Below are 25,109 nucleotides of genomic sequence, written 5' to 3'. Positions count from 1 at the left end.
TTCCGCGAGGCTAAGTGGACAGTGTGTACGGTACAGCTAAGCGGATGCGGTGTCCACTTCGGCGCCGGGACCGGAGGGGTGCCGGGTCGCGTCGAGCCCGGCGAGGATGAGGGCGAGCCCGGCCTCGAACATCCGGCGGGCCTCCTGCTCCATGTACGGCTCACCCGGCGCCGGCTCCTCTGCCGGAGACTCCGGCGGCGTGCTCTCCAGCCAGGCCACCGCGGGGAACCGCGCCGCGAAGTCCGGCGCCACCTCGGCCAGCAGCCCCGCCCGGTCGCGCCACCACCGCTCGTCCGTCACCCCGGTCGCGGCCTCGGCCTGCCGCGCCTCGGCGATCGTGCCCGCGGCCCCCCGGACGAACGCGAACAGGGTGCCCACCACGTGCCGCACCGCCCCGGGGCGGAGGTCGGTGCCGCGCAGCAGGCCGAGCAGCGTCTCCAGCGTCGCGTACTCGTTCGGGCCGAGCACCGGCCGTGCCTGCGACACCTGGAGCATCCACGGGTGCCGCAGGTACAGCGCCCACAGGTCCCGCGCCCACGCGGTCACGGCGGCCCGCCGTCCCGCCGCGAGGTCGTAGCCGCCCGGCAGCTCGGCCAGCGCCTGGTCGTACATGAGATCGAGCAGCTCGCCCTTGCTCGGCACGTACGTGTACAGGGCCATGGCGGTGCGCCCCAGCTGCTCGCCCACGGCGCGCATGGACAGCGCGGCCATGCCCTCGGCGTCGGCGACCTCGATCGCCGCGGCCACGATCGCGCCGACGCTCAGGCCCGGCTTGGGGCCCGGCCGCCCGCGCACCTCCCCGCGCGTCTGCCCGCGCGTCTGCCCGCGCGTGTCGCCTCGATCGCCCGCGCCGTCGCCGCGCCAGAGCAGCGCCATGGACCGCCGCGCGTCGCCCTGCCCGGCGAACACCACCACGCCGCCCACCTCACCTCTCGCCGTCCCGAAGATCTCCGTACGGCATAAGGATATGGCCCGCGGGACACCCGACCTGTGCGGCGTGCTGCGCCGGCGCATCGGCGGCCCCTCGCCCAGCTGCGCCGCGCCGCCCGCCGGGCCCGTGAGCTGCGTGTCGACGACGACGGGCGGCGGCATGCCGAGTTCCTGGCCGCCGACCGCGCAGCGCCCCTCGACGGCGCAGGGCCCCAGAATCGCCTCAGTGGCCCGCGCACCCCGGGTCCCCGGGGGCGCCCCCGTCCGACAACGCGCCGATCTCCCCCTGGCGGCCGCCTGGCGGGCTCTGCGGGCCGGAAGAGCGCCCGGCATGGCGTCGCGCGAAGGCATTCCGCGGCTGCCGCGACGCAATACGTCGCCTGGCCGGCTACTGCGGCAAGCACCTGCCGCCAGGCCGCCCACCGCGCCCGTGGCCGCCTCGTCACCGCCCGCCGGGAGCGGCCTTCGGGGAGGATCGGACGGGATTTTGGCGCGAGGTGCCGGTGGCCGAGCTCGAGAACCGCCTTCAAGCCGCGTCCGCGCGGTGCTCGTCGGGTAGCGCTTTCCACTTGCCAGCCATTAAACACATGTTTAAGATCTTAAACATGTGTTCAGCATCATCGGACTTGACCGCCCAGGCCAAGATCCGCAACGCGGCCATCGCACACTTCGCCCGGGACGGCTTCCAGAAGACCAACCTGCGCGCCATCGCAGCCACCGCCGGTGTGAGCCCCGGCCTGGTCATCCATCACTTCGGCAGTAAGGAAAAGCTCCGGAGCGTCTGTGACGACCATGTCCTGCGCATCTTGATCCACCGGGCCGACAACGCCCGGCCCAGCGGCATGCAGGACCTCTTTCGCGAATACCTGTCCAACCCGGAGGAATACCGCCTCCAGGTGCAGTACATGCTGCGCGCGATCGAGGAGGACACCCCCGCCGCGGCCACGTTCGTCGACACGCTGGTGGCGGAGTCCGAGGAGATCCTGCGGGCCGGCATCGCCGACGGCTCGATGCGACCGTCCTCGGACGTGCGGGCGCTGGCGGTGCTGACCGTGCTCAACAGCGTGGCCACGCTGACCATGCCGCCGCCCCTGGCGCGGGCGCTGGGCTACGAGCGGTTCGGCCCCGACCTGCTGCGCCGCCTCGCCCTGCCCACGCTGGAGCTCTACACCCACGGGCTGTTCACCAACGACACCGCGCTGAAGGCAGCCCGGACCGCGCTGGACGAGTCACCACAGAAAAGGGACTGACGCGATGGCCATCACCCTCCCCGACCTCACGCCGCTGGAGAACACGCTCTGGCTGACCCTGGCCGGCAAGGCGCTCGACTACCAGGCCAAACACTCGATCCTGCACGACAGGACCGCATACGACATCGTCAGGAGGCTCGACTACGACGCCGGGCAGTTCAAGCTCTCCGCCAGCCCCGTCGTGGGCATCGCGCACCGCTCCCTGGTCATGGACAACATCGTGCGCCGGTTCATCGCCGAGAATCCCGACGCCGTCGGGCTCGACCTGGGCGCCGGGCTCGACACCCGCGTCTACCGCGTCGACCCGCCCGCCACCGTCGAGTGGTACGACGTCGACCTGCCCGGCGTGGCCAGGACCAGGCAACTACTGCTCCCCGAGCGCCCCCACCTCCACACCATCGGCTCCGACCTCAACGACCCCCGATGGATCAGCGAAGTCCCCGCCGACCGCCCCGCCGTGATCGTCGCCGACGGCCTGATCGGGTTCCTGTCCAAGGAGGAACTGGCCACGCTCCTCGACCGCCTCATCAGCCACTTCCCCGCAGGCGAGATCTGCTTCAACGGCTACACGAGGTTCCACGTCTGGGCGGCCAAGAAGTACGCCGGCACCCAGTCCGTCGTCCCCTTCCTCCGGTCTCCCGGCTTCGACACCCCGCAGGACATCGAGCGCCTGGAACCCCGCCTGAAGCTGGTACGCGAGATCCTGCTGGGCCGCGAGCCCGAAGTCGCCGACTACCCGTGGACGACCCGCCTGGCCAGCTTCCTGACCGCCTGGAGCACCTCCATCTCGCGCAAGGGCACCGCCATCCAGCACTACCGCTTCTAGGGACTCCTGAGGCACCGAGGTGACCGCCGAGGACCGGCGGCTGCCGGAGGATCGTGTGCGCTTCCTGGCGGGCGGCGGCCGGGACCGACCGAAGAGCCGCATCGCCCGGCCGGCCGATCCGACACCGACCAGGCATGTATGTTTCCAGGCCGAGCTGGACTGGACCCGCCGCCGGCTGGCACCCGTGGTCGCCCGCATGCTCTCCTACAACGGAGACACCGCCACCCGACTCGCCACCGCGGCCGGAAGCCCATGGAGCCGCTACGCCCCCGGTGACCACGAACAGTGACTTCTCTCAGGTGATCAGGCAGGAAACAGAACACTTGATCATCGGTCGCTGCCGGTGCCGCACCCCTGGGAGAGCCGCACAGCCCGGTCCTCGCCCGATCGGTCCGGACGGCCTTTGGCCGAGCCCACGAACGAGTGGGCCGCCAGTGGTGGAAGCTGACGAACACCGCCCTGTCAGCCGCCCCTAAGCTCCCCCGGAAACGGAGCCAGAAGGGGAGACCGGTGTCGAAACTGGATGAGATCGCTGCGTGGCTGCGGCGCCGGCTGCCGGATCTGCTCGCGGAGAACCAGGTGCCGGGGGCGGCGGTGGCGCTCTGCGCAGGTGCCGCGACGGTCGACGCCGCGGCCGGGCTGCTCAACACCGTCACGGGCGTCGAGGCCACGGCCGACTCGCTGTTCCAGATCGGCTCGATCACGAAGGTCCTGACCACGACGCTGGCGATGCAGCTGGTGGACGAGGGTGCGCTGCGCCTGGACGCTCCCGTGCGGGCCTACCTCCCCGGGTTCCGGCTCGCCGACGACGACGCCGCCCGACGGATCACCGTCCGGCAGCTCATGTGCCACGTCGCGGGCTTCGAAGGCGACGTCTTCACCGACACCGGCAAGGGCGACGACTGCCTGGAGAAGTACGTCGGCCTGCTGCGCGAGGTCCCGCAGTTGTTCGAGCCCGGGGAGCTGTTCTCCTACAACAACGCCGGCTTCTGCGTGCTGGGCCGGATCGTCGAGGTCGTCCGGGGCAGGCCGTTCGACGACTGCGTTCGGGCGCATCTGTTCGAGCCCCTGGGGCTGACGCACGCCGCGAACGACCCGTACGACGCGATCCTCCACCGCACAGCGGTGGGGCACGTCGAGCGGGAGCCCGGAGGCCCGTTCGAACCCACCCGCGTCTGGGCCCTGGCCCGGTCGAACGCGCCGGCCGGCTCGATGCTGGCGATGCGCGCCCGCGACCTGCTGGCCTTCGCCCGCATGCACCTGGCGGGCGGCCTGGGTCCGGACGGCCGGGCGGTGCTCAGCCAGGAGAGCGTCCTGGCCATGCGGCAGCCGCAGGTCGCGCAGCCGGACCTCGACCAGGGCACCGGCTGGGGTCTCGGCTGGGAGCTCTTCCACCGCCCCGACCGGGCGGTCTTCGGCCACGACGGCAACACCATCGGTCAGTCGGCGTTCCTGCGGGTGGTCCCGGAGCGGGACGTGGCGCTGGTGATCCTCACCAACGGCGGCTGCCCGAAGCCGGTCTTCCGCGAGCTCGCCGGGCGCGTGCTCGGGGAGCTCGCCGGGGTCGAGCCGGGCGAGGCGCCCCGGCCGGACCCGGCCGCGCCCCCGCTGGACGCCGCCCGCTACGCCGGCACCTACCTGTCGAGCACCTCGCGGACCACGGTGAGCCAGGACGCCGATGGGCGGCTGTGGCTGGACCGGACCCCTCTCGGCGTCACCGCCGGCCTGGGCGCGGCGCCGTACCGCACCGAACTGGTCGCCTGGCGCGGCGACTCGGTGCTCCCGGCTGAACCCGAAGGGGGCGTCCGCGCGCCGCTCGCCTTCCTCGGAGACGACGGGCAGGGGCGGGCCCGCTATCTGCACACCGGCCGGGCCGACCGGCGGGTGCCGTCCTGAACTCCTGACCGGTCGAGGGTCCCGCCGCGCCGCGACGGCTCGCGGCGAGCAGTATGCCGCGACGGCTCGCGGCGAGCAGTTCGTCGCGACGGACGAAGGCGGGCTTCGAGCTTCGATCGACGCGACGAACACCACCAGGGGACCGGGTCCCACTATCGTCCAATGGATTGGGAGAGTGCCGCCTTGAGCACTGCCTTGAGCACGGCCGACGGCTCCGCGAACACGGATGGCGTCCGCCTGCTGACGATCCGTGACCTGTCGGTCGAGATCCGGCGGGGCGATCGGATCGTCCGCCCCGTCCGCGGCGTCAGCCTGGCGCTCGACCGGGGCGAGACGCTGGGGATCGTCGGCGAGACCGGCTCCGGCAAGTCGATGACCGGTCTGGCGATCATGGGCATGCTGCCGGCCGGTGGCCGGATCACGGCCGGTTCGATCGACCTGGACGGAAGGGAGCTCGTGGGGCTGCCCGCCGCGCGGTACCGCGCGATCAGGGGCAACGACGTGGCGATGGTCTTCCAGGACTCGATGACCGCGCTGAACCCGACCAAGCGCATCGGCGAGCAGGTCGCCGAGCCGGTGCGGCTGCACCGTGGCGCCTCGAAACCGGAGGCGCGCGCCCGCGCCGAGGAGATGCTGGCCCTCGTGGGGCTGCCGCGGCCGGCCGAGCGGCTGGACGACTTCCCGCACCAGCTCTCCGGCGGCATGCGGCAGCGCGTGATGATCGCGATGGCACGGGTCTGCGAGCCCCGGCTGGTCATCGCCGATGAGCCGACGACGGCGCTCGACGTCACCGTCCAGGCGGAGATCCTCGACCTCCTCGACGACCTCAGGTCCCGGCTCGGCATGTCGATGATCCTGGTCACCCACGACATGGGGGTGATCGCCCGGCATGCCGACCGCGTCGGGGTGATGTACGCCGGGCGGGTGGCCGAGACCGGGCCGACGTCGGAGTTGTTCGCCCGGACGCGGCACCGCTACACCCAGGCGCTGCTCTCCTCGATCCCGTCGCTCACGCAGGACCGCGGCGAGGAGCTGTTCAGCATTCCCGGGGCACCGCCGGACCTGACCGTGGTGCAGACGGGGTGCCCGTTCGCGCCGCGCTGCGCCGGCGCGACCGACCGGTGCCGCGCGGAGCTCCCGCCGCCCGTGACCGAGGCCGGCGGCCACGTCCACTCCTGCTGGCATCCCGCCGAGGGCCCGGCCGCCGGAAACCGTGCGCGGCTGGTCGTCCCGGCGCCGGTCGGATCGGAGCCAACAGGATCGGGGCCAACAGGATCGGGGCCAACAGGATCGGGGCCAACAGGATCGGGGCCAACAGGATCGGGCCCGGCCGGATCAGGGCCGACGGCATCGGGGCCGCGCCTGCGCGTGGTCGACCTCCGGCGCGAGCACCCGGCGGGCGGCGCGGGCCTGTTCGGCGGACGCCGCACCGTCAAGGCGGTCTCGGGCGTGAGCTTCGAGGTGGCGGCGGGGGAGACCTTCGGCCTCGTCGGCGAGTCGGGCTGCGGCAAGTCCTCGCTGGGCCGCATGCTCGTCGCCCTCGACCGGCCCACCTCCGGCGAGGTGATCTTCGACGGCGAGCCGGTCACCCGGATGAGCGCCCGCGCGCTGGGGTCCCGCCGCACCGAGCTGCAGATGATGTTCCAGGACTCCAACGCCTCCCTCGACCCCCGCATGCGCATCGGCGCGATCCTGCGCGAGCCGCTGGCCATCCAGGGCGTCGGCACCCGCGCCCAGCGCACCGCCCGCGCCCGCGAGCTGCTGCGGGACGTGGGCCTGCCGGCGAGCGTGCTGGAGCGCTATCCGCACGAGCTGTCCGGCGGGCAGCGGCAGCGGGTGGGCCTGGCCCGCGCGCTCGCCCTCGACCCGAAGGTGCTGGTCGCCGACGAGCCGGTCAGCGCTCTGGACGTCTCCATCCGCTCGCAGGTCCTCAACCTGATGCGCCGCGTCCAGCTCGAACGCGGGCTCAGCAGCGTGGTGATCTCGCACGACCTCGCGGTGGTGCGGTACCTGGCCGACCGCGTCGGCGTCATGTACCTGGGCAAGCTGGTCGAGACCGGCACCACCGACGAGGTGTACGGCTCAGCCGCGCACCCCTACACCGCGGGGCTGCTGGCCGCGATCCCCGAAGCCGACCCCGGGGCGCCGCGCGCCCCCGCGGCCGCGAGGGTGCGCGGCGAGCCGCCCAGCCCCGTGGACCCGCCCAGCGGCTGCCGGTTCCGCACCCGGTGCGCGCTGGCGACCGCGTTGTGCGCCCAGGAGGAGCCCCCCTTGACGCCGGTCACCGGCACCCATCACGTCGCCTGCCACCACCCACTGGGCCGAGAGGAGTCGCGCTCATGACCTGGTACGTGCTCCGCCGTCTGGCGGTCTCGCTCCTCGTCCTGCTCGGGATCTCCGCCGTCGTCTTCCTCATGCTGCACCTGGTGTCGGACAGCCCGGGGCGCGTCGTCCTCGGGCAGCGCGCCTCGCCGGAGGCCGTGGCGGACTTCAACCGGGAGCACGGCTTCGACCGCCCGGTCGTCGCGCAGTACGTCGGCTACCTCGGCCGGCTGCTCCACGGGGACCTGGGCCGGTCGTACAAGCTGAACGAGGACGTGGGCACGCTGCTGGCGCGCAACGCCGGCCGCAGCGCGATGGTGTCGCTGGCCGGGCTGGTGCTGGCGCTGCTGATCGCGGTCCCGCTCGGCATCCTGCAGGCGGTGCGGCGCAACAGCGTCGTCGACCGGGTCGCCACCGCGGCGTCGTACGTGCTGTACGCGACGCCGTCGTTCCTGCTCGGGCTGCTGCTGATCGCCGTCTTCAGCCAGACGATCCCGATCTTCCCGGCGGAGGCGTCGCAGTCGCACTCGCCGTGGGTCGTCTTCACCGATCCGCGGGCGATGGCGCTGCCGGTCATCACGCTCGCCGTCACGAGCATCGCGGTCTTCGCGCAGTACCAGCGGTCCGCCGCCCTCGACCAGCTCGGCCAGGACTACATCCGCGTCGCGCGGGCCAAGGGCCTGCCGGAACGGCTGATCCTCACCCGCCACCTGCTGCGCAACGCCTGCCTGCCGCTGGTCATGCTGGTCGGCACGCTCGTCCCGACGCTGCTGGCGGGCAACCTGATCGTCGAGTCGCTCTTCAACTATCCCGGCCTGGGCCTGCTGTTCCTCAACAGCCTGCAGCGCGAGGACTACCCGGTGCTCCTGGCCTACACCCTCATCGGCGGCGTGCTGACCGTGGCCGGCAACTTCGTCGCCGACGTCGTGGTGGCGGCCGCCGACCGGCGAATCGAGCTCAGCGCATGACCGCACCAGAGGTGACCTCCCCTCCGTCCCCCGAGGCCGAGACGTGGGCGGAGCGCGAACCGGGCTCGATCCGGTCGGTCCTGCACGGGATGCGCCGGCATCCGCTCGGCGTGGCCGGCGGGCTGCTCCTGCTGCTCATCGCCGCGTTCTGCTTCCTCGGGCCGCTGTTCCACCCGACCAACCAGACCGACGTGGACCTCCTCAACGCGGCCCTGCCGCCCGGCCCCGGCCACCCGCTCGGGACCGACGGCAACGGCTTCGACGTGCTCGGGCGGCTGATGTCGGGCGGCCAGGTGTCGCTGCGGATCGGGCTGCTGGCCGCGCTCTTCGCCACCACGATCGGCACCGTCTACGGGGCCGTGGCGGGGTTGGCCGGGGGTGTGGTCGACGGGTTCATGATGCGGCTGGTCGACGTCATGCTGTCGATCCCGTTCCTGTTCTTCGTGCTGATCCTGTCGGCCCGCTTCCACGCCGACGCGCTGTCACTGAGCCTGGTCATCGGCGGCTTCTCCTGGCTCGTCTCCGCCCGGCTGGTGCGCGGCGAGGTGCTGACCCTGCGGGTGAGGGAGTTCGTGCTGGCCGCCAGGCTGATGGGCGCCTCCCGCCGGCGGACGATCCTCACCCACCTGATCCCGAACGCGCTCGGCGTCATCATCGTCAACATCACCTTCCAGGTCGCCGACGCCGTCCTGGTCGTCGCCGCGCTGGGCTTCCTGGGTTTCGGCCTGACCTACCCCACCGCCGACTGGGGCAGCCAGCTGGCCAGCGGCGTCACCTACATCTCCGCCGACTACTGGTGGCTGATCTACCCGGTCGGCGGCTGCATCGTCCTGACCGTGCTGGCGCTCAACCTGCTCGCCGACGCGCTGCGCGACGCCGTCGGGCGGCGGGCCGACCGATGACCCGTCCACCAGGACGCACCCCGCACACCTCTTCAGGGAGCCGTCAATGAAGCACCGAGGCCGCCTCTCCGGGGCACTCGTCGCCGCCGTCGCCGTGCTGGCCACTGCGTGCAGCGGCGGCGGGGGCGCGACGAGGGACATCGCCGGCAGCTACACCGCCAAGCCGGCCCAGACCGGCACCCCCAAGCAGGGCGGGACCGCCACCGTCGCGCTGACCCCCGGGCTCAGCCCCAACTACATCTACCCGTACCCGCCGGCGGCAGCCAACGGCACCGTCATCGCCCGCGGCCAGTTGTGGCGCTCCCTCTACCGGCCCAGCGGTGAGGGCGACCAGGTCGCCGACGCCGAGCTGAGCCTGGCCGAGCCGCCCGTCTACAGCCCCGACCGCAAGACCGTGACCATCACGATGAAGGACTACACGTGGTCCAACGGCAAGCCGGTGACGGCCGACGACGTCGTCTTCTCGCTGGCCCTGCTCAAGGCCGCGCTGGCGGAGAGCCCGGCCAACTGGAGTTTCTACACCCCCGGCCAGTTCCCCGACGGCGTGAGCGCCGAGGCCACCGCGCCTGACACGCTCACCCTCAAGCTGCGGACCGCGTACAACCCGTCGTACCTGCTGTCCATGCTGACGCTGCTGTACGTGCTGCCCTCCACCGAGTGGAACATCGCCGCCACCGGCGGCCCGCACCTGGACTACAAGCAGCCGAAGAACGCCAGGGCGATCTACAGGTACCTCACCAAGGAGTCGGAGTCGCAGGCCACCTTCGCCGGCAACCCGCTCTGGCAGGTCGTCAACGGCCCCTACCGGCTCAAGAGCTTCGACCCGACGACCGGCTCGTTCTCCCTGGCGCGCAACGAGTCCTACAGCGGACCGGGGGAGTCGCGGCTCGACCAGATCGACTTCAAGGCCTTCACCTCCGCCGCCGCCGTGCTCAACCAGTTCAAGGCCGGCAACCTGACCGTCGGCACGCTCGACTCCAGCTTCGCCGCGCAGATCGGCGCGCTGAAGGCCGAGGGCTACAACGTGTACGGCGCGCCCGCCCCGGCCCGGCTCGACGCGCTGGTCATCAACTTCGCGAACACCGTCGGCAACTTCGACAAGGTCATCGCGCAGCCGTACGTCCGCCAGGCCCTGCAGCGGCTGATCGACCAGCAGGGTTACATCGCCAGCCGCGGCGTCTACAACGGCGCCGCCTCCCCGAACTACAGCACCGCGGGCACCGGATCCCCCTACCCGCCCGCCTTCGGCGACCAGCCGCCCTACCCCTACGACCCGGCCGCCGCCGAGAAGCTGCTCGCCGACAACGTCTGGAAGGTGGTGCCGAACGGCTCCACCACCTGCGAGCGTCCCGGCACCGGGCCCGGCCTGTGCGGCGCGGGCATCCCGCGCGGACAGACGATCAGCTTCACCCTGGCCTCGGCCAGCTCACCGGCCTTCGTCGGCGCGCGTGACGTCGCCTTCGCCTCAGCGGCCAAGAAGCTCGGCATCGAGGTCAAGGTCGTGACCAAGTCGCTCACCTACATGTACGCGAACTACGGCAACACCTTCGCCCCCGCCACCAGGAACGAGTGGGCGATGCAGGACTACGGCGCCCTCTACCTGGCGGCCGGCTACCCGAGCAGCAACACGGTGTTCAACACCGAGGGCAGCTTCAACCTGGGCAGCTACCGGAACGCCGAGGTGGACAAGCTGATCGGCGCCTCGACCTTCGGCGCGGACGAGAAGTCGCTGTCGGCCGAGGTGACCGCTCTCGCCCGGGACCTGCCGGTGCTCTTCCTGCCGACGCCGCACACGCTCGTGGTGTGGAAGGACACCCTGTCGGGCCCGCAGTCGTCGTTCAACGCCCTGACCAGCTTCCTGTACACGCCGGAACTATGGTACTTCCACAGCTAGCGCGAGACCTGGCCGGTGACGCCAGGGTGGTGGCCCTCGGCGAGGGCGCGCACAACATCACGCAGTTCTACGAGCTGAAGGACGAGCTGTTCCGCCTGCTCGTCGAGGAACACGGGTTCACCGCCTTCGTGATGGAGTCGGGCTTCGCCGAGGGGCTGGCCGTCGACGCGTGGGTCCACGGCGGGCCCGGCGAGGTCGAGACGGTCGCCCGCGACGGCATCACCTACCGGTTCGGCGAGTGCGAGCCGATGCGGCGGCAGCTCACCTGGATGCGGGAGTGGAACGCGGCGAACCCGGCGAAGGTCAGCTTCTACGGCATGGACCTGCCCGGTTCCTCCACCTCGCCCGGACCGGCGGTGCGCGCCTGCCTCGACCGGCTGGCGGCGCTGCCCGGCGACGAGGAGCTGCGTCGCCTCAGCGATCTGGGCGGCCGGACCGAGGCGGCGATCCGCTACCGGGCCATGCCCGCAGCGGAGCGGGCCCGGCTGCTCGACGGCCTCCGTGACCTGGTGGAGCGTGCCGCGGAGCACGACGACGGGGTCGTGCGCCGGTGCGGCGCCTCGATCGGGGCCTTCCTCGCCGAGCTGGACCTGGAGGAGACCGGGCCGTACCCGCGCGACGTGTTCATGGCCGAGACCGTGCGCTGGATCCTGGAGCGCGAGGAGCGGATCGTCGTGAGCGCGCACAACGCGCATGTCCGGCGCACGCCGCTGCACGGCCGGCCGATGCTCGGCGGCCTGCTGGGCGCGGACGCCGTCGTCATCGGGATGACGTACGGCTCCGGCCCCGAGGTGCGCTTCACGCAGCGCTCGCCGCGCCCGTTCGACTGCGAGGTCTCCCTCCACGAGCGCGTCCTGCCGCCGAACGCCGTCGAGTCGAGACTGGAGCGCCTCGGCCCGCCCGTCGCCGCCGTCGACCTGCGCCGCGCGTCGGCCGGGCTGTTCGACGGGGTGGAGGGCACGCTGGCCGCCGGCGGCCTGGACCCCGTCGACGACTTCCCGGCCGCCTACGACGCGCTCGTCCACGTCCGCCGGGTGACCCGGGTGCCCGGCGCGTTCGAGCGGCTGCGCGCGGAGTTCGAGACCGGAGGCCAGTCCCCACGAGAGCCGGAGTCACCATGACCGCCGCCTACCCGCCCGCCCGCACCGTCGAGGTCTTCGAGGACGTCGCCGGCGTGCGCGTGCCCGACCCGTACCGCTGGCTGGAGGAGGAGACCGAGGAGGTGCGGCAGTGGCAGCGGCGGCAGGCCGAGCTCGCCACCGCCGCCGTCTACGCCGGCCAGGATCCGGAGGCCGTCCGCGCGCTGATCCGCGCCTGCGACGCCGGCTCCCGGCCGGCCCTGCCGAAGTACGCCGCCGGCCGCTGGTTCCGGATGGTGTCCCCGCCCGGAGGCCCGGCGCCCGTGGTGGTCGTCGCCGACGAGCCCTTCGGGGCCGGGCGGACGGTCGCCGACCTGGCCGGGTCCGGCGAGGGCGGGCACCCGCCCGTCGTGTCCTGGCTGGCGCCCGCGCCCGACGGCCGGGTCCTGGCGCTCGGCCTGTGCACCGACGGCAGCGAGCACAACACCATCCGGCTGTTCGACGTCGCCTCCGGGCGGCAGCTCGGCGGCGCGCCGGAGCAGGTCCTGCACAGCGCGTGGGCGGGCGGCGTCTCCTGGCTGCCGGACAGCACGGGCTTCTTCTTCCTCGCGCTCACCGGCGCGCCGGAGGACTTCAGGCAGGCGGTCTTCCTCCACCGGCTCGGCGGCGGGACCGAGCCGGAGCCGATCCCGGTCGGCGCGGGCTCCCGCGAGTACACGCTCGTCCAGATGTCGCCCGGAAGCCGCTGGGCCGTCGCCGCCCATCGGGTCGGCAGCCCCGTCCCGGTCGCGGTGCGCGACCTGTCCGATCCGGGCGGGGCCTGGCGGCCCTTCGTCACCGGGTGCTCGGGGACGGTCGCCGGACACGTCGTGGGCGAGCGCTACATCGCGGTGACCGACGTCGGCGCCCCGCGCGGCAGGGTGGTCGCCATCCCGCTCGACGCGGCCGACCCCGGCGACCCGGCCGGGTGGAGCGAGCTCGTCCCGGAGGGAGACACGGTGCTGCGCTCCCTCACCCCGGTCGGCGAGCACCTCTACCTCAGCGAGTTCGACCGGACCTTCGCGAGGGTACGCATCCTCGACCGCTCGGGAGCGGTCACCGGCGAGATGCCCCTCCCCGGCCGGGGCGCGCTGGCCGCGCCCTTCTTCCCGCTGACCGCCCTGGCCACCGGCGCGCCCGCGGCCGACTTCGTCTTCGCCTTCTCCACGCTCACCAGCTCCTGGGGCGTCTACCGGCACCGGCCCGGCGAGACGGAACCGGAGACGTTGCTGCCTCCCGCCGTGGTCCTCGACGCCGTGCTGGAGGAGGGCGCGGCCCTCGCGCCGGACGGCGTGGCCGTGCCGTACCACGTGGTGCGCGGAGCCGGCGGTGCGCCGGCACCGGTGCTGATCTCCGCGTACGGCGCGGCGAACGTGCCGCTCCTGCCGCAGTACCAGCCCGACCTGGCCGCCTTCGTGGCCGCCGGAGGCGTGCTGGTGCAGGCGTACCTGCGCGGCGGCGGCGAGTTCGGCCGGGACTGGCACCTGGCCGCGCACCGGGAGCGCAAGCACGTCCGCGACGCCGACCTCGTCGCGGTCGCCGAGCACCTCCTCGACACCGGCCTGACCACGTCCGATCGGCTCGCGCTGACCGGCGGCTCCGACGGCGGCCTCATGTGCGGCATCGCCCTCACCCGGCGGCCCGAGCTGTGGCGTGCGGTCCTGCCGAGGGCCCCGCTGCTGGACCTCGTCGGCGGCACGCGCGACCCCTATCTCGACTTCGTCATCCGCAAGGCGTGGGGGGACCCGGACGACCCGGACGAGGTGCGGCGCCTGCTCGGGCTCTCGCCGTACCAGCTCGTCGAGCCCGGCGTCTTCCCGGCGGTCTACCTGCAGGCCGGGGCGACCGACCCGCGGTGCCGGCCCTGGCACGCGCGCAAGTTCGCCGCGCGCCTGCAGGCCGCGCAGCGGGGGGAGGCGCCGATCCTGCTGCACGTCTTCGAGGACGCCGGTCACGGCGCGGCGACCGCCCACGACGTCGCCGCCGCGCAGGACGCCGAGTGGCTGGCCTTTCTGATCGGCACGCTCGGCCTGCCGGGCGTCAGCCGTCCGGGGCCGACCTGATCGACATCAGGCGCAGCTGCACCATGGCCGACAGCCGCGCGCCGGGGTCGCCGAGGTCGAGCCGGCCGACCTCGGCGGCCCGGCGCAGCCGGTAGCGGAAGGTGTTGGAGTGCACGTACATCGCGGCCGAGGCCACCGCGACGTCGCCGAAGGCGTCGAGCCAGGCCCGGAGCGTCTCGGCCAGGCTGGTCTGGTGCTCCTTGTCGTAGGCGACGATGCGCGCGACGGCCCCGCTGGGGATGTCGCCGCGCGGGACGAGGTCGGCCAGCTCGATCAGCAGTGCCTCGACATGCACGTCGTCCAGCCGGGCCACCTGCCGCCCGTCGGCCCCCGAGCGCAGCACGCGCAGGGCGCGCTCGGCCCCCGATCGCGACTGGGCCAGCGCCGAGCTGTCGGCGGCCAGCGACCCGACCCCGATGAGCGGGCGCAGCCGCGAGCCGACGCGGGCCAGGAACTCGGAGGCGATCCACGCCGCGCGTTCCTCGGCGTCCTCGCGGTTGTGGTGCCGGTGCTGCGGCAGGGGCAGCACGCCGAAGGCGACGTCGCCGATGAGCGCCGCGGCGGCCCGCGGGTGGGCCGCGGACAGGTGGATGGCGAAGGCGTCGGCCAGCCGCTTGCGCTCGGTGGCGAGCTGGGCGGGCAGCGGGGGCTCGGCCGCCGAGCCGACGACGTTCAGCGCGAGGACGACCGCGGGCTCGTCCTTCAGCCCGAGGCGGCGGACCGCCTCCCGCGCCCCAGGCCCGTCCTCCAGGGCGGTGCTCAGCAGCTCGGCCCGCAGCCGCCGCTCCATGTCGGCGTCGGCGCGCTGCCACACCATGTGCATCGCGACCAGCTTGGACGCCTCGTACAGCGCCTCGCCGCGCTCCTCGTCCAGCGGTTCGGGGACGACCACCCAGATCGTGCCGAGGATCTCGTCCCCGGCCCGCACCGCGATCGCCGCCCGGGGCAGCTCCGGCGGCAGCGACGGATCGACCTGCTCGGGCAGGGGCGCCACGAAGACCGGCCGGTCGCTGCGGTAGATCGACTGGAACACCCCGCGCTCCTCCAGGATGCGCGTGTAGTGCTCCGGGACCTGGCGGCCCAGGATCGTCTGGACCCGCGAGTGGTCGGCCTCCTCCTGGCGGCTGGAGAAGGCCAGCAGCCGGGAGTTGCGGTCCTCGATGGTGACGGGCGCGTCGAGCAGCGCGGCGATGGCGTTGGCGACCGCGAACAGGTCGCCGGACCTGATCCGGCCGACCGTGTGCGCGTCCGCGCCGTCCGGGCCGCGGCTCTCGGCGATCAGCGACCGGAGCATCCCGGCCAGGTGCGACCACGACGCGCCGCGCGCGAACGACAGGACCGTCACCCCCGCCTCGCGCGCCGCCGCGACGAGCCCTTCGTCGGGCACGACCGGCGCGCGGACCACGAGGCCGACGGCGTCGTGCCGGCCGAGCTGGGTCACCACCCGGGCGAGGTCGGCCGGGTCGTGCAGGCCGACGCCGAACACCAGCGCGCGGCTCGGGAGCTCGGGCTCGTCGAGCGGGTCGTGGATGACGACGTCGCCGACGTCGCCGGCCCGCTCCACGTCGCCGCAGACGACGTCGAGCAGGGTGGAGCCGAGTTCCTCCAGGACGCGGGCGAGGCTGGCTCGCGGGAGGCCGGTCACGGGGACGAACACGCGTCCGAAGCTAGCGCAGCGGCGTCGGGCCGGCGTTCGTTCTGCATGACGAAAGGATCCTATCCGGTTTGTCCGGTTGGACCGGTTCAGCGGAGAGGGACCCACTCCGTGGCGACGGTCACCTCGTCCAGGACCTCGGGGATCGGGGCGACGCCCAGCCCCGGGCCGGCCGGCACCGCGAGGTGCCCGTCCTCCAGGACGAACGGCTGCGTGAGGTCGGTCCGGTAGTAGCGCTCGGACGCCGAGGTGTCGCCGGGCAGGGTGAACCCGGGCAGCGCGGCGAGCGCCACGTTGGCGGCGCGGCCCAGCCCCGTCTCCAGCATGCCGCCGCACCACACCGGCACGCCGTGCGCCGCGCAGACGTCGTGGATCCGCCTGGCCTCCAGGTATCCGCCCACCCGGCCCGGCTTGATGTTGACCACCTGGCAGGCGCCCATCGCGATGGCGTCGGCGGCGGCGCGCGCCGAGACGATCGACTCGTCGAGGCAGATCGGCGTGCTGATCCGCGCGGCGAGCTCCGCGTGTCCGCGCAGGTCGTCCTCCGCCAGCGGCTGCTCCAGCAGCAGCAGCCCGAACGGGTCGAGCCCGGCCAGGTGCCGCGCGTCGCCGCGCCCGTAGGCGGTGTTGGCGTCCACCTGCAGTAGGATGTCGCCGAAGCGCTCGCGCACCGCCCGGACCGGCTCGACGTCCCAGCCGGGCTCGATCTTCAGCTTGATCCGCAGGTAGCCCGCCTCCAGGTAGCCGGCCACGGCGTCGAGCAGTTCGGGGATCGACCCGGTGATCCCCACGGACACGCCGCACGGCACGCTCGCGCGCACCGCGCCGAGGGCCCGGCCGAACGAGACGCCGGCCGCGCGCAGCTCGGCGTCCAGCACCGCCGTCTCCAGCGCGGCCTTCGCCATCCGGTGGCCCTTGAACCCGGCCAGCGCCGGGGCGACCCGGTGCGCGTCCAGGTCCGCCACCCCGGCCAGCGCCGGAACCAGGTAGCGGCTCAGCACGTCGGCCGAGGCGTGCGTGTACTCCGAGGAGTACAGCGGCGCGATCCCCGCGCCGCACTCGCCCCACCCCTCGGCCTCACCGGTGACGGCGCGCAGCACCAGCGCCTCGCGTACGGTCTCCGTTCCGAACGACGTCCGGAAGGGCGACACGAGCGGCACCCGGATGGTGCGGATCTCCACTCCTGACAGCTTCACTGCGACTCCCGCCTGTCGACGATGTACCAACCCGCGCGGTCGAATCCGCGCACCCGCGCGCCCTCGGCGAGCAGGTCGCCCAGCACGTCCCGCAGCGCCGTACGCCACTGCGCGGCCAGCCCCGGATCGTGCTCGCGGATCGTCTCGACGTCTCCGGGGACGCCGACCAGCACGGTGCTCGTGCCGGCGCGGCCGGCGACCGGCCCGCCCGCGGGCGAGACGTCCAGGGCCACGGCCGCCTTCGCCGCGCGGGCGGCGGCCGCGTCGGCCGGCCTGGGCCGGCCCGCGCAGGCCGCCGCGGCGGCGGGCGACTCCAGCCGCCACCGCACCAGCACCCGGTCGGTGTCGTCGCTGCGGTTGATGTCGTCGTCCATCGGGCCGTAGAAGTTCGAGAGGTACTCGTCCGGGTCGGCGGCCAGCTTGGTGATGTTGAAGTAGGCGTTGCGCCTGATCAGCGGGTCGTAGGTCCAGCACACCTCGCCGACGCCTCGCGCCATGGCCCAGGCTCGCTGGTGCAGCTTCAGCGCGAAGCCGATGCTGCGGCCCTGCACGCGCGCCAGCACCCCCGCGATGTGACTGTGCAGGGCCTCGCGCGCGGGCGGGGAGAAGAAGCCGAAGCAGGCACCCACCAGCTCGTCCCCGTCGAAGGCGCCGCTGACGTAGCTGCCCGCCTTCGCCATCGCCCGCAGCAGGTCGGCCGTCACCGGCGGGTTGTTCTCACCGGTACGCCAGATGCGCTCGTACAGGCGGCGGACGGCCTCGAGGTCTACGACGCTGTCCAGGGGGCGGATGTCGATGCCCGCGCTGTGCGCGGCCGACTCGGCCGCGGCGTACGCCAAGTCGACGGGCCGGGACCCGTGACGGTCGCGGATGAGATCAGTCACGCCGGTCATGCTCGCAGCCGGTCCGGTCCGGTAGCTGGTCGGCGAGCACGGGAGGACGCGACCCGGTTCGTCCGGGCGGACAACCCCGCGCCGCGAGCAACTCGGCGAGCAGAGCCGCGAGCAGGCGCGTGCGCCCCGGCAGCTCGGCCACGACCACGTGCTCGTCGTCGGCGTGCGCCCCGCCGCCGACCGCGCCCAGCCCGTCGAGGGTCGGCGTACCCAGTCCGGCGGTGAAGTTCCCGTCGGAGGCGCCGCCGACGGCGACCGAGGCGAGCGGGCCGAGCCCGAGGTCCGTCGCGAGCCGGCGGGCCCGCTCGAACAGATCCGCCGAAGCCGCGGCGGGGAGCGGCGGCCGGTTCGGGCCACCGATGATCTCCAGCTCGGCACCCTCCAGCGCGGGCCGCAGGCCCAGCATCGCGGCGTGGACCCGGGCCTGCTCGGCGGCCTGCCAGACCCGGGCGTCGACCTCGAAGCGGCCCCGGCCGGGCACGGTGTTCACCGTGGTGCCCGCCTCCAGGCGGGTCGGCGTGACGGTCGTGCCCAGCCCCGGGTCGCCCAGGCCGGCCACGACCACGACCTGGCGGGCCAGTTCCACCGAGGCGTTGACGCCGCGCTCCGGCTCCAGCCCGGCGTGCGCGGCCCGTCCCCGCACCAGCACCTCGTAGCGCGAGACGCCCTTGCGCGCGGTCTTCAGGGCTCCGCCGGGCCCGGCGGCCTCCAGGACCAGCGCGGCGGCGCACCCGCGGGCCTCGTCCTCGATGAGCTCGCGCGAGAAGGGGGACCCGAGTTCCTCGTCGCCGGTGACGAGCAGGGTCACGCCGTCCAGGTCGTCCAGCGTCGCGAGCGCGTGGAAGGCCATCGCCAGCCCGGCCTTCATGTCGAAGCACCCGGGCCCGCGCAGCAGCCCGTCGCGGACCTCGAAGGGATGCGTCCGCAGCGAGCCGACCGGCCACACCGTGTCGTGGTGCCCGAGCAGCAGCACCCGGGGCTCGCCGCCGAACCGCCAGCGCACGTGGGTGCGGCCGGCCACCTCCACCCGCTCTCCTTCCGCGCCCAGGAGACGGCCGCCGACCTCGGCGACCGCCTCCGCGCTGCGGGCGACCGCGGCGAGGTCCTCGGAGGGGGACTCGCAGCTCACGAGCCGCTCGATGTCGGCGATCATCGCGGCCGCGGCGGCGTCTTCGTTTCCTGATCGGCGCATCGCTCCAGCATGGTGAAGCGGGGCGGGCGCGGATCCGTCCGGCCGGCCAACATCGGCGTGTCCCGTTGGGACCGTGCGACGAACCGTGCGACGAACCGGGCGACGAACCGTGGCCGCGACGCGCCGTGGCCGCGACGCGCCGTGAACCGGCGTGGCCTGCCAGGCATCGAGACGGAAGAGATCAAGGACGCCATCGGCAAATCGGGCATCGCCGTGACCCGGGTGGGCAACCGAGGCCCCGGAGGTGCCGGACCAGGATGTACTTGGCCACCGCGATGAGCGAGAGCCGCTGCAGGCCGTCGGCCGCCCGCTTCCCCGGCTTGTCGGCGGCCAGAACCGCAAGCACTTCGTCGCTGCCGCTCGTGCGGGCATGGGCGACAACCCCGTCCCGCCGGTACGCGGGATGCGCGGCCGTACGACCGCCTGCAGCACCGCGGCCGCCCCCTGCCAGGAGCAGCGTGGCCACCAGCACCCGGCCAGCTCAGTGGCGCTCAGACGGGGCCCGGTGATGATCAGCGCGGCGGCCACGGCGGCCACGGCGGCCACGGCGGTCAGCGCGCCGAGCGCGAAGGCCAACAGCATGTTCGCCTTGGCGTCGATGCGGGCCAGCTCGGCGCGGGCGGCGCCGCCCTCGTGACATCTTGATCTTGCCTGACCTGCGGGTTTCCGCACTGTCTCACTGATATGGTGAGCCGCTTGTCTCACGATCATGGCGGTTTCCTCGCCTGCGGGGACTGATGGTCAGAATCGGTCGATCGGAGTCCCTGGACCGGACTGCGAAGATCAGCCGAGCGTGAACGTCCTGGCGCGGATACGCCGCTGGCTGGGAGGGTGGACCGCATGATGGAGGACTTGCGGGACGCCGAGCGCCGACTCCAGGCCGCGCAGCTCGCCGGAGATGTCGAGGCGCTGGATCGGCTGCTGGATGATCGGCTGATCTTTACCTTCGGTGCGAACGTTGCGACCAAGGCGGACGACCTGGAGCTGCACCGCACTCGGGCGCAGGTGGTGACGAGGGTGACCGAGGAGGAGTTGACCGTTCTCGCCGATGGGCGCACCGGGGTGACGTGGTTTCTCGGCACCGTCGAAGGGACCGTCTCCGGTGCGCCGTTCGCGGCCAGGATGCGCTACACCCGTACTTGGCTACACGACGAGACGCACGGCTGGCGAATCATCGCCGTGCACGCCAGCACGTCCGATTGACATAGCCGACACGTTGTCCGACGACCGGCCAGCCGGATGGTCGCCGGCGAGGTTCGACCCCCCGCCCGGGGGGGCCGACGCTGGAAGCCAGGCTATCCCGGCAAGATCAAGGACTGGATCTTGGTGCGCGGAGGCGGGGCGGGCGCTGGCGGCGTGGGGAACGCCACGGCCGTATGCGCCGTATCCGGGGGCTGAGCCGTTGGATTGGCGGGTTCGCGGGCGTGGTGCAGACGATCGAGATCACCCTGTCCGGTGTCGAACCGTGGGCGCGGGTGTTCCTGATGGGAATGGACATTTTCTCGGTGCCTGTCGAGCAGATGATCTCGAAGCTGGAAGCGTGCCACAACGCGGAAAACGGCGGCGGAATCGGCTTGGTCGTGCCGGAGCTGTCGGTCGGCATGTGCTACCCGACGGACCCTGACCAGGCGGGTTTCAGCAGCGTTCTGATCGCCGGCCAGGGCTACGACGACCCGCAGCCTCGGGACGACGTGTCGTGAGCGCGGATCGCCAGCCATCGCCACGAGCGCCAGCTGCGCTACGCCGTCTACTGGGCACAACGCGATCGCGACGACCGAACATGCACTCTCTTCCCGAAAACCGCCACCTCAGTTGAGAGACGATCAACAGTGACAACGAACGAGACATCTGGCGAACCGCAGGTCAGCCAGGGAGCGCCTCACCAGCTGAATCGAGAAGCGACGGTGTGCGCACTACTGGCGATCTTCGTGTGAGGTGCGATGGGCAACTCGCTCGCGGCCGCAGCGACCCCGTCCGGCACCATGCCGTTCGGTCTGCGCTTCCTGAAAGCGGTGGAGGGGCGGTTGCGCGTACGGCAAGCGCCGCCGGCCACTGCATGGCGCACCCGGTTCGAGCGCATGGCTCCTGTATCGGGACTTCCCGTCCTACCAGGGCCAGCGGAGCCTCTCCGGCTGGTGGTGGTCGTCCACAACGCGGGACCTCGTGGGAGTCCTGGCTGGAGCGCGATCACCCGTCGACCAAGGTGCACGGCTCATGGCCGCCGAGACTGTCGGCAACGGCGTCCACGGCGGGGCAGTACGGCAGCTCGACCAGCTCCCGGACGTGGTTGTCCCAGTGGACCCGTATCCACCGGTCGGCCACGACCTGGGCCAGCGAGCTGTGCCGGTCTGCGTGGCCTGGTTCCAGCTCGCACGGCAATAGCGGCCGCCGGTCGTTGCCGCGCTTTTCGAGCAGCGCCCATTCGGCGTTGGTGATCGTGTTGAAGTGCGGGCAGCCGTCCAGGGGAGGGCGGCCGTAGCGGCCGACGGTGAGCGTGGCCGCCAGCTGGGCCGCGGCGGCGACCTGGTGCACGACTACCGGCCACATGCCGAAGCTGACCATCCCGACTCGCAGCACCCTCAACCCGGCACCGATCAGCCAGCGCCAACGGCTCACCCTGATCCGCAAGGCCCTCGGCGACGAGAGCATTCCCGACCGCGACCGGGTCATCGCCCTGCTCGTCCTGCTCTATGCCCAGCCAATCAGCCGCATCCTCCGGCTCACTCTCGACGACATCACCCGCCATGGCGGCCAAGTCCTCCTCCGCCTCGGAGAGGCGCCCTCACCCGTCCCCGAACCCTTCGCCGAGCTCCTGCTCGGCCACATGCTGGCCAGGCCGGACACCGCCACGGCAACCAACCAGGACAGCCAGTGGCTGTTCCCCGGACGCCGCGGCGGACAACCACTGGACCCCACGACGATCCGGTCACGCCTGAGCAAGCTCGGAATCCGCGCCGGCCCGGGGCGTTCGGCACGCGATCCGCCAGCTGGTTCTGCAGACCCCGCACCCGTGGTCGCCCGCATGCTCGGCTACAACGGAGACACCGCCACCCGACTCGTCACCGCGGCCGGAAGCCCATGGAGCCGCTACGCCCCCGGTGACCACGAACAGTGACTTCTCTCAGGTGATCAGGCAGGAACACAGCTCACTTGATCATTGGTCGCTGCCAGTGCCGTACCCCAGGAGGGCGCGCTCGATGTCGCCGACGAGCCCGGCCGCGCCCCGTCGACCGGCTGGGAGCCCGCGCTCGCCGAGCTGGCCCGGTCGCGGAGGGAACCTGCGTGGTCAGCAGCTCGCGCGCCTGCGATTCGGGCACATGGCGCAGCAGCGGCATCACCGGATGCGTCAGCTCGCCCATACGGCGTCGCGGCCGGCGCTGCACGGGTCCGCAGCTCCCTGGCCACGGCGGCTCGCCGCACGGGACGCCGGGCGGCTTGCCGCGACACTCCCGCGTCAGCCTCGCCGCACGGGGCGCCGGGCGGCTTGCCACGACACCTCCGCGTCAGCCTTGCCGCACGGGGCGCCGGGCGGCTTGCCGCGGCACGTTCGCGTCAGCCGGCCGAGGCGCGGGCCGCCGACGCCCGCAGGAGGGCGAGGGCGGCCTCCCGGACCTGCCGGCCGGTGCCGTCGACGCCATGCAGGTCGGCGACCACGGCGGCGCCCTCCATGAGCACCAGGATCTGCCGCGCGAGCACGCCCGGCTCGGCGGCGCCCGCGCGGGCGGCGATCTCGGAGAGCAGCTCCAGATGGCGGTCCATGTGGCGGGCGGCCACCTGCCGGGCGGCGCCCTCGTGGTGCTGCACGGCGGCGTTCACGATCGCGCACCCGCGGAACCCCGGCTCGGCGTACCAGCCGGTGAGCGCGTCGAACACGGCGCCGAGCTGGTCGGCGGGCTCCGGACCGGCCGCCTCGGCGGCCTCGCGCAGCCAGCGCGTCACCCGGTCGCTGCGGGCCTCCAGCGTGGCCCGCACCAGGCCCTCCTTGGAGCCGAAGTGGCGGTACAGCGTCTCCTTGGACACGCCGGCGCGGGTGCAGAGCCCGGCCACGCCCACCCCGTCGAGCCCCTGCTCGTACAGCACCTCGGTGGCCACCTGCAGGATCTGCTCGCGGGTGCGCGCCGGGTCCAGTGTGACGCCCTTGTCGACTGGCATGAGGTCGATGGTACCGATCGGTTCGATGTCCTGCTACCGTCGCTGTTCGTACCGATCGGTTCGATCTCTTGGAGGCGTACGCGCATGACGCCGGACCCCCTCGTCACCGACCCCGCCGCCGGCCTGCGGCCCCCGGCCACGACCCCGGCCATCACCTTCACCAGCGGCGGCGAGACGCTCCTCGGCGTGCTGCACGTGCCCGCCGGGCCCGGACCGCACCCGGTCGTGCTGGTCCTGCACGGGTTCCCCGGCATGGAGCGCAACTTCGACGTCGCGCAGGCGCTGCGCCGCGCCGGGTACGCGACGCTGGTGTTCCACTACCGCGGCTCGTGGGGGATGGGCGGGTCGTGGTCGTGGCGGCACGTGCTGGAGGACGCCGCCGCCGCCGTCGCGGCCCTGCGCGAGCCCGGTTTCGCCGCGACCCACCGGCTGGACCCGTCCCGGCTGGCGACCGTCGGGCACAGCACCGGCGGGTTCGCCGCGCTGATGACCGCCGCGGCCGACCCGTCGATCGTCGCCGTGGCCTCGTGGGCGGGATTCGACTTCGGCACGGTCGCCGCCGCCTTCCGCGAGGACCCGGTCAAGCGGGCGGCGTACGTGGAGGCGTTCCAGGAGGAGCTGCTCCCGCTGCGCGGCACCAGCGGCGCGGAGCTGGTGGCCGAGATGGAGGAGGCGGGGGAGGAGTGGCGGCTGGCCCGGCAGGCCCCGCGGCTCGACGGGCGCCCGGTGCTGCTGATCGGCACCAGCCGCGACACGGTCACCCCGCACACGGTCCACCACGAACCCCTCGCCGCGGCCTTCCGCGCCCGCCCGTCAGGGGCGCTGGAGGAGCACGTCTTCCCCGCCGACCACGGCCTGTCGGACCACCGGGTGGCGCTCACCCGAGCCCTGCTGGCCTTCCTGGACCGGCACGTCGGCACGACCGGCTGAGCCGGCACCGGGACGCCCCTCCGGGAAAGGCTCACCGAAGCCCGCTCCCGGAGCGGCGTACTCGTGAGGTTCGGGAAGCTGCTCCCGGAGCGGCGTACTCGTGAGGTTCGGGAAGCTGCTCCCGGAGCGGCGTACTCGTGAGGTTCGGGAAGCCGCTCCCGGAGCGGCGTACTCGCGAGGTTCAGGAAGCCGCTCCCGGAGCGGCGTACTCCCCAGGCTTGGGAAGCCGCCCCCAGGCGATCAGGAGGCTGCGCCCGGGCGGCGTGCTGCCGACGACAGGTCGAGGCGCCGCATCGCGCGGCATGCCCGCGCGGGCATGCCGCGCCGGTATGCCGCGTCAACCGACCAGGTCGCCCCTGGAGTGGGGCTGCTCAGTCTCCGGCGAGCCCGCCCGCGAGCATGGAGCGCAGGATCCGGCCGAGCGTCTCGGTGTCGCCGGGGCCGAGGCTGGAGGCCAGCCGGGCCAGGTTGGCGGCGTGGTCGGTGAGCGTGGCGTCGATCACCCGCCGTCCCTCGGGGGTCAGCGTGACGCGGAAGCTGCGCCGGTCGGTCGGGTCGAGGCTCCGCTCGACCAGCTCGGCCGCCTCCAGTCGGTCCAGCCGGTTGGTCATGCCGGCCCGCGACATCATCAGCACCGCCGACAGCTCCGACGGGATCATCGTGTACGGCGGCCCGGACCGGCGCAGCGCCGCCAGCACGTCGAACTCTCCGGGACGCAGCCCGTGGCGGGTGAACACCTCGTCCACGGACGCCTCGACCACCCGCGCCACCTGGGCGAGGCGCCCGAAGACGCCCATGGGGGACAGGTCGAGGTCGGGCCGCTCCCGCCGCCACTGCTCCAGGATCACGTCGATCGCGTCCCACGCGCCGTCCTCGTCACTCACGGTGCCCGATCCTAGTGCCCGATCCCGAGACGTTCCCGA

Annotated in this window: 23 protein-coding genes; 15 read left to right on the top strand and 8 right to left on the bottom strand. The window is 73.1% G+C overall.

All coding sequences use genetic code 11. The features are described 5' to 3' along the window. Window positions 1–36: 36 nt before the first annotated feature. Window positions 37–915, bottom strand: a complete 879-nt coding sequence (locus tag HD595_RS41510) for a TetR/AcrR family transcriptional regulator C-terminal domain-containing protein (protein ID WP_420540769.1) — start codon at window positions 913–915, stop codon at window positions 37–39. Between the two features lie 641 nt (window positions 916–1,556). Here HD595_RS41510 and HD595_RS41505 point away from each other — a divergent pair. From HD595_RS41505 to HD595_RS41460, 10 genes are all read left to right on the top strand, one after another. After that, window positions 1,557–2,180, top strand: a complete 624-nt coding sequence (locus HD595_RS41505; RefSeq protein WP_253779313.1) for a TetR/AcrR family transcriptional regulator — start codon at window positions 1,557–1,559, stop codon at window positions 2,178–2,180. 4 nt (window positions 2,181–2,184) lie between these two features. Continuing rightward, the gene (locus HD595_RS41500) at window positions 2,185–3,006 is read left to right on the top strand and encodes a class I SAM-dependent methyltransferase (protein ID WP_253779311.1); all 822 of its coding nucleotides are present in this window, start codon (window positions 2,185–2,187) and stop codon (window positions 3,004–3,006) included. A gap of 19 nt (window positions 3,007–3,025) precedes the next feature. Further along, on the top strand, window positions 3,026–3,295 hold the full coding sequence (locus HD595_RS41495; RefSeq protein WP_253779309.1) for a hypothetical protein: 270 nt from the start codon (window positions 3,026–3,028) through the stop codon (window positions 3,293–3,295). A 221-nt stretch (window positions 3,296–3,516) separates the two neighbouring features. After that, window positions 3,517–4,902 carry a serine hydrolase domain-containing protein gene (locus tag HD595_RS41490; RefSeq protein ID WP_253779307.1) on the top strand — a complete coding sequence of 462 codons (1,386 nt, stop codon included), beginning with the start codon at window positions 3,517–3,519 and terminating at the stop codon, window positions 4,900–4,902. A 183-nt stretch (window positions 4,903–5,085) separates the two neighbouring features. Continuing rightward, window positions 5,086–7,245, top strand: a complete 2,160-nt coding sequence (locus HD595_RS41485; protein WP_253779305.1) for a dipeptide ABC transporter ATP-binding protein — start codon at window positions 5,086–5,088, stop codon at window positions 7,243–7,245. Then, window positions 7,242–8,192 (top strand): ABC transporter permease, encoded by a 951-nt coding sequence (locus HD595_RS41480; protein WP_253779302.1) that lies wholly within the window; start codon window positions 7,242–7,244, stop codon window positions 8,190–8,192. Before HD595_RS41485 ends, HD595_RS41480 begins: the two co-directional genes overlap by 4 nt. Beyond that, window positions 8,189–9,094 (top strand): ABC transporter permease, encoded by a 906-nt coding sequence (locus HD595_RS41475; RefSeq protein WP_253779298.1) that lies wholly within the window; start codon window positions 8,189–8,191, stop codon window positions 9,092–9,094. The genes HD595_RS41480 and HD595_RS41475 overlap by 4 nt, the downstream gene beginning before the upstream one ends. A gap of 46 nt (window positions 9,095–9,140) precedes the next feature. Continuing rightward, window positions 9,141–10,988 (top strand): ABC transporter substrate-binding protein, encoded by a 1,848-nt coding sequence (locus tag HD595_RS41470; protein ID WP_253779296.1) that lies wholly within the window; start codon window positions 9,141–9,143, stop codon window positions 10,986–10,988. Further along, window positions 10,970–12,109 (top strand): erythromycin esterase family protein, encoded by a 1,140-nt coding sequence (locus tag HD595_RS41465; protein WP_253779294.1) that lies wholly within the window; start codon window positions 10,970–10,972, stop codon window positions 12,107–12,109. The genes HD595_RS41470 and HD595_RS41465 overlap by 19 nt, the downstream gene beginning before the upstream one ends. After that, window positions 12,106–14,169: a prolyl oligopeptidase family serine peptidase gene (locus tag HD595_RS41460; RefSeq protein ID WP_253779291.1), complete on the top strand. Its 2,064-nt coding sequence runs from the start codon at window positions 12,106–12,108 to the stop codon at window positions 14,167–14,169. Before HD595_RS41465 ends, HD595_RS41460 begins: the two co-directional genes overlap by 4 nt. Here the strand turns inward: HD595_RS41460 and HD595_RS41455 are convergent. The 4 genes from HD595_RS41455 to HD595_RS41440 form a co-directional block, all read right to left on the bottom strand. Further along, window positions 14,147–15,826, bottom strand: a complete 1,680-nt coding sequence (locus HD595_RS41455) for a PucR family transcriptional regulator (RefSeq protein ID WP_253779288.1) — start codon at window positions 15,824–15,826, stop codon at window positions 14,147–14,149. The two genes, HD595_RS41460 and HD595_RS41455, sit on opposite strands and share 23 nt — an antisense overlap. An 86-nt stretch (window positions 15,827–15,912) precedes the next feature. Beyond that, window positions 15,913–17,019, bottom strand: a complete 1,107-nt coding sequence (gene menC / locus HD595_RS41450) for an o-succinylbenzoate synthase (RefSeq protein WP_253779285.1) — start codon at window positions 17,017–17,019, stop codon at window positions 15,913–15,915. Further along, window positions 17,016–17,903 (bottom strand): GNAT family N-acetyltransferase, encoded by an 888-nt coding sequence (locus tag HD595_RS41445; protein ID WP_253779283.1) that lies wholly within the window; start codon window positions 17,901–17,903, stop codon window positions 17,016–17,018. Before HD595_RS41445 ends, menC begins: the two co-directional genes overlap by 4 nt. Further along, on the bottom strand, window positions 17,896–19,104 hold the full coding sequence (locus HD595_RS41440; RefSeq protein WP_253779278.1) for a M20 family metallopeptidase: 1,209 nt from the start codon (window positions 19,102–19,104) through the stop codon (window positions 17,896–17,898). Before HD595_RS41440 ends, HD595_RS41445 begins: the two co-directional genes overlap by 8 nt. Before the next feature lie 370 nt (window positions 19,105–19,474). Between HD595_RS41440 and HD595_RS41435 the strand changes: the two genes are divergently transcribed. From HD595_RS41435 to HD595_RS41425, 3 genes are all read left to right on the top strand, one after another. Beyond that, window positions 19,475–19,741 carry a hypothetical protein gene (locus HD595_RS41435; RefSeq protein ID WP_253779275.1) on the top strand — a complete coding sequence of 89 codons (267 nt, stop codon included), beginning with the start codon at window positions 19,475–19,477 and terminating at the stop codon, window positions 19,739–19,741. Between the two features lie 203 nt (window positions 19,742–19,944). Continuing rightward, complete coding sequence (locus HD595_RS41430) at window positions 19,945–20,307, top strand: nuclear transport factor 2 family protein (RefSeq protein WP_253779272.1); 363 nt, start codon at window positions 19,945–19,947, stop codon at window positions 20,305–20,307. 221 nt (window positions 20,308–20,528) lie between these two features. Beyond that, complete coding sequence (locus HD595_RS41425) at window positions 20,529–20,804, top strand: hypothetical protein (RefSeq protein WP_253779269.1); 276 nt, start codon at window positions 20,529–20,531, stop codon at window positions 20,802–20,804. Between the two features lie 487 nt (window positions 20,805–21,291). On the opposite strand, the gene HD595_RS41420 is transcribed toward HD595_RS41425, so the two are convergent. Next, entirely contained in the window at window positions 21,292–21,651 is a 360-nt protein-coding gene (locus HD595_RS41420; RefSeq protein ID WP_253779266.1) for a hypothetical protein, read from the bottom strand. Here HD595_RS41420 and HD595_RS41415 point away from each other — a divergent pair. Beyond that, window positions 21,650–22,219, top strand: a complete 570-nt coding sequence (locus HD595_RS41415; RefSeq protein ID WP_253779263.1) for a site-specific integrase — start codon at window positions 21,650–21,652, stop codon at window positions 22,217–22,219. The genes HD595_RS41420 and HD595_RS41415 overlap by 2 nt on opposite strands. Window positions 22,220–22,656: 437 nt before the next feature. Here HD595_RS41415 and HD595_RS41410 read toward each other — a convergent pair whose 3' ends face one another. Continuing rightward, the gene (locus HD595_RS41410) at window positions 22,657–23,256 is read right to left on the bottom strand and encodes a TetR/AcrR family transcriptional regulator (protein ID WP_253779260.1); all 600 of its coding nucleotides are present in this window, start codon (window positions 23,254–23,256) and stop codon (window positions 22,657–22,659) included. Window positions 23,257–23,340: 84 nt separating this feature from the next. Here HD595_RS41410 and HD595_RS41405 point away from each other — a divergent pair, with 84 nt between their 5' ends. Further along, window positions 23,341–24,186, top strand: a complete 846-nt coding sequence (locus HD595_RS41405) for an alpha/beta hydrolase family protein (RefSeq protein WP_253779257.1) — start codon at window positions 23,341–23,343, stop codon at window positions 24,184–24,186. A 371-nt stretch (window positions 24,187–24,557) separates the two neighbouring features. Here HD595_RS41405 and HD595_RS41400 read toward each other — a convergent pair whose 3' ends face one another. Then, a complete protein-coding gene (locus HD595_RS41400) occupies window positions 24,558–25,070 on the bottom strand; it encodes a MarR family winged helix-turn-helix transcriptional regulator (protein WP_253779254.1) in 513 nt (170 codons plus the stop codon). Between the last annotated feature and the right edge of the window lie 39 nt (window positions 25,071–25,109).

The sequence above is a fragment of the Nonomuraea roseoviolacea subsp. carminata genome, from assembly GCF_024172185.1.
Classification (GTDB): Bacteria; Actinomycetota; Actinomycetes; order Streptosporangiales; family Streptosporangiaceae; genus Nonomuraea; species Nonomuraea roseoviolacea.
This window is presented reverse-complemented; position numbering and strand designations above follow the sequence as displayed.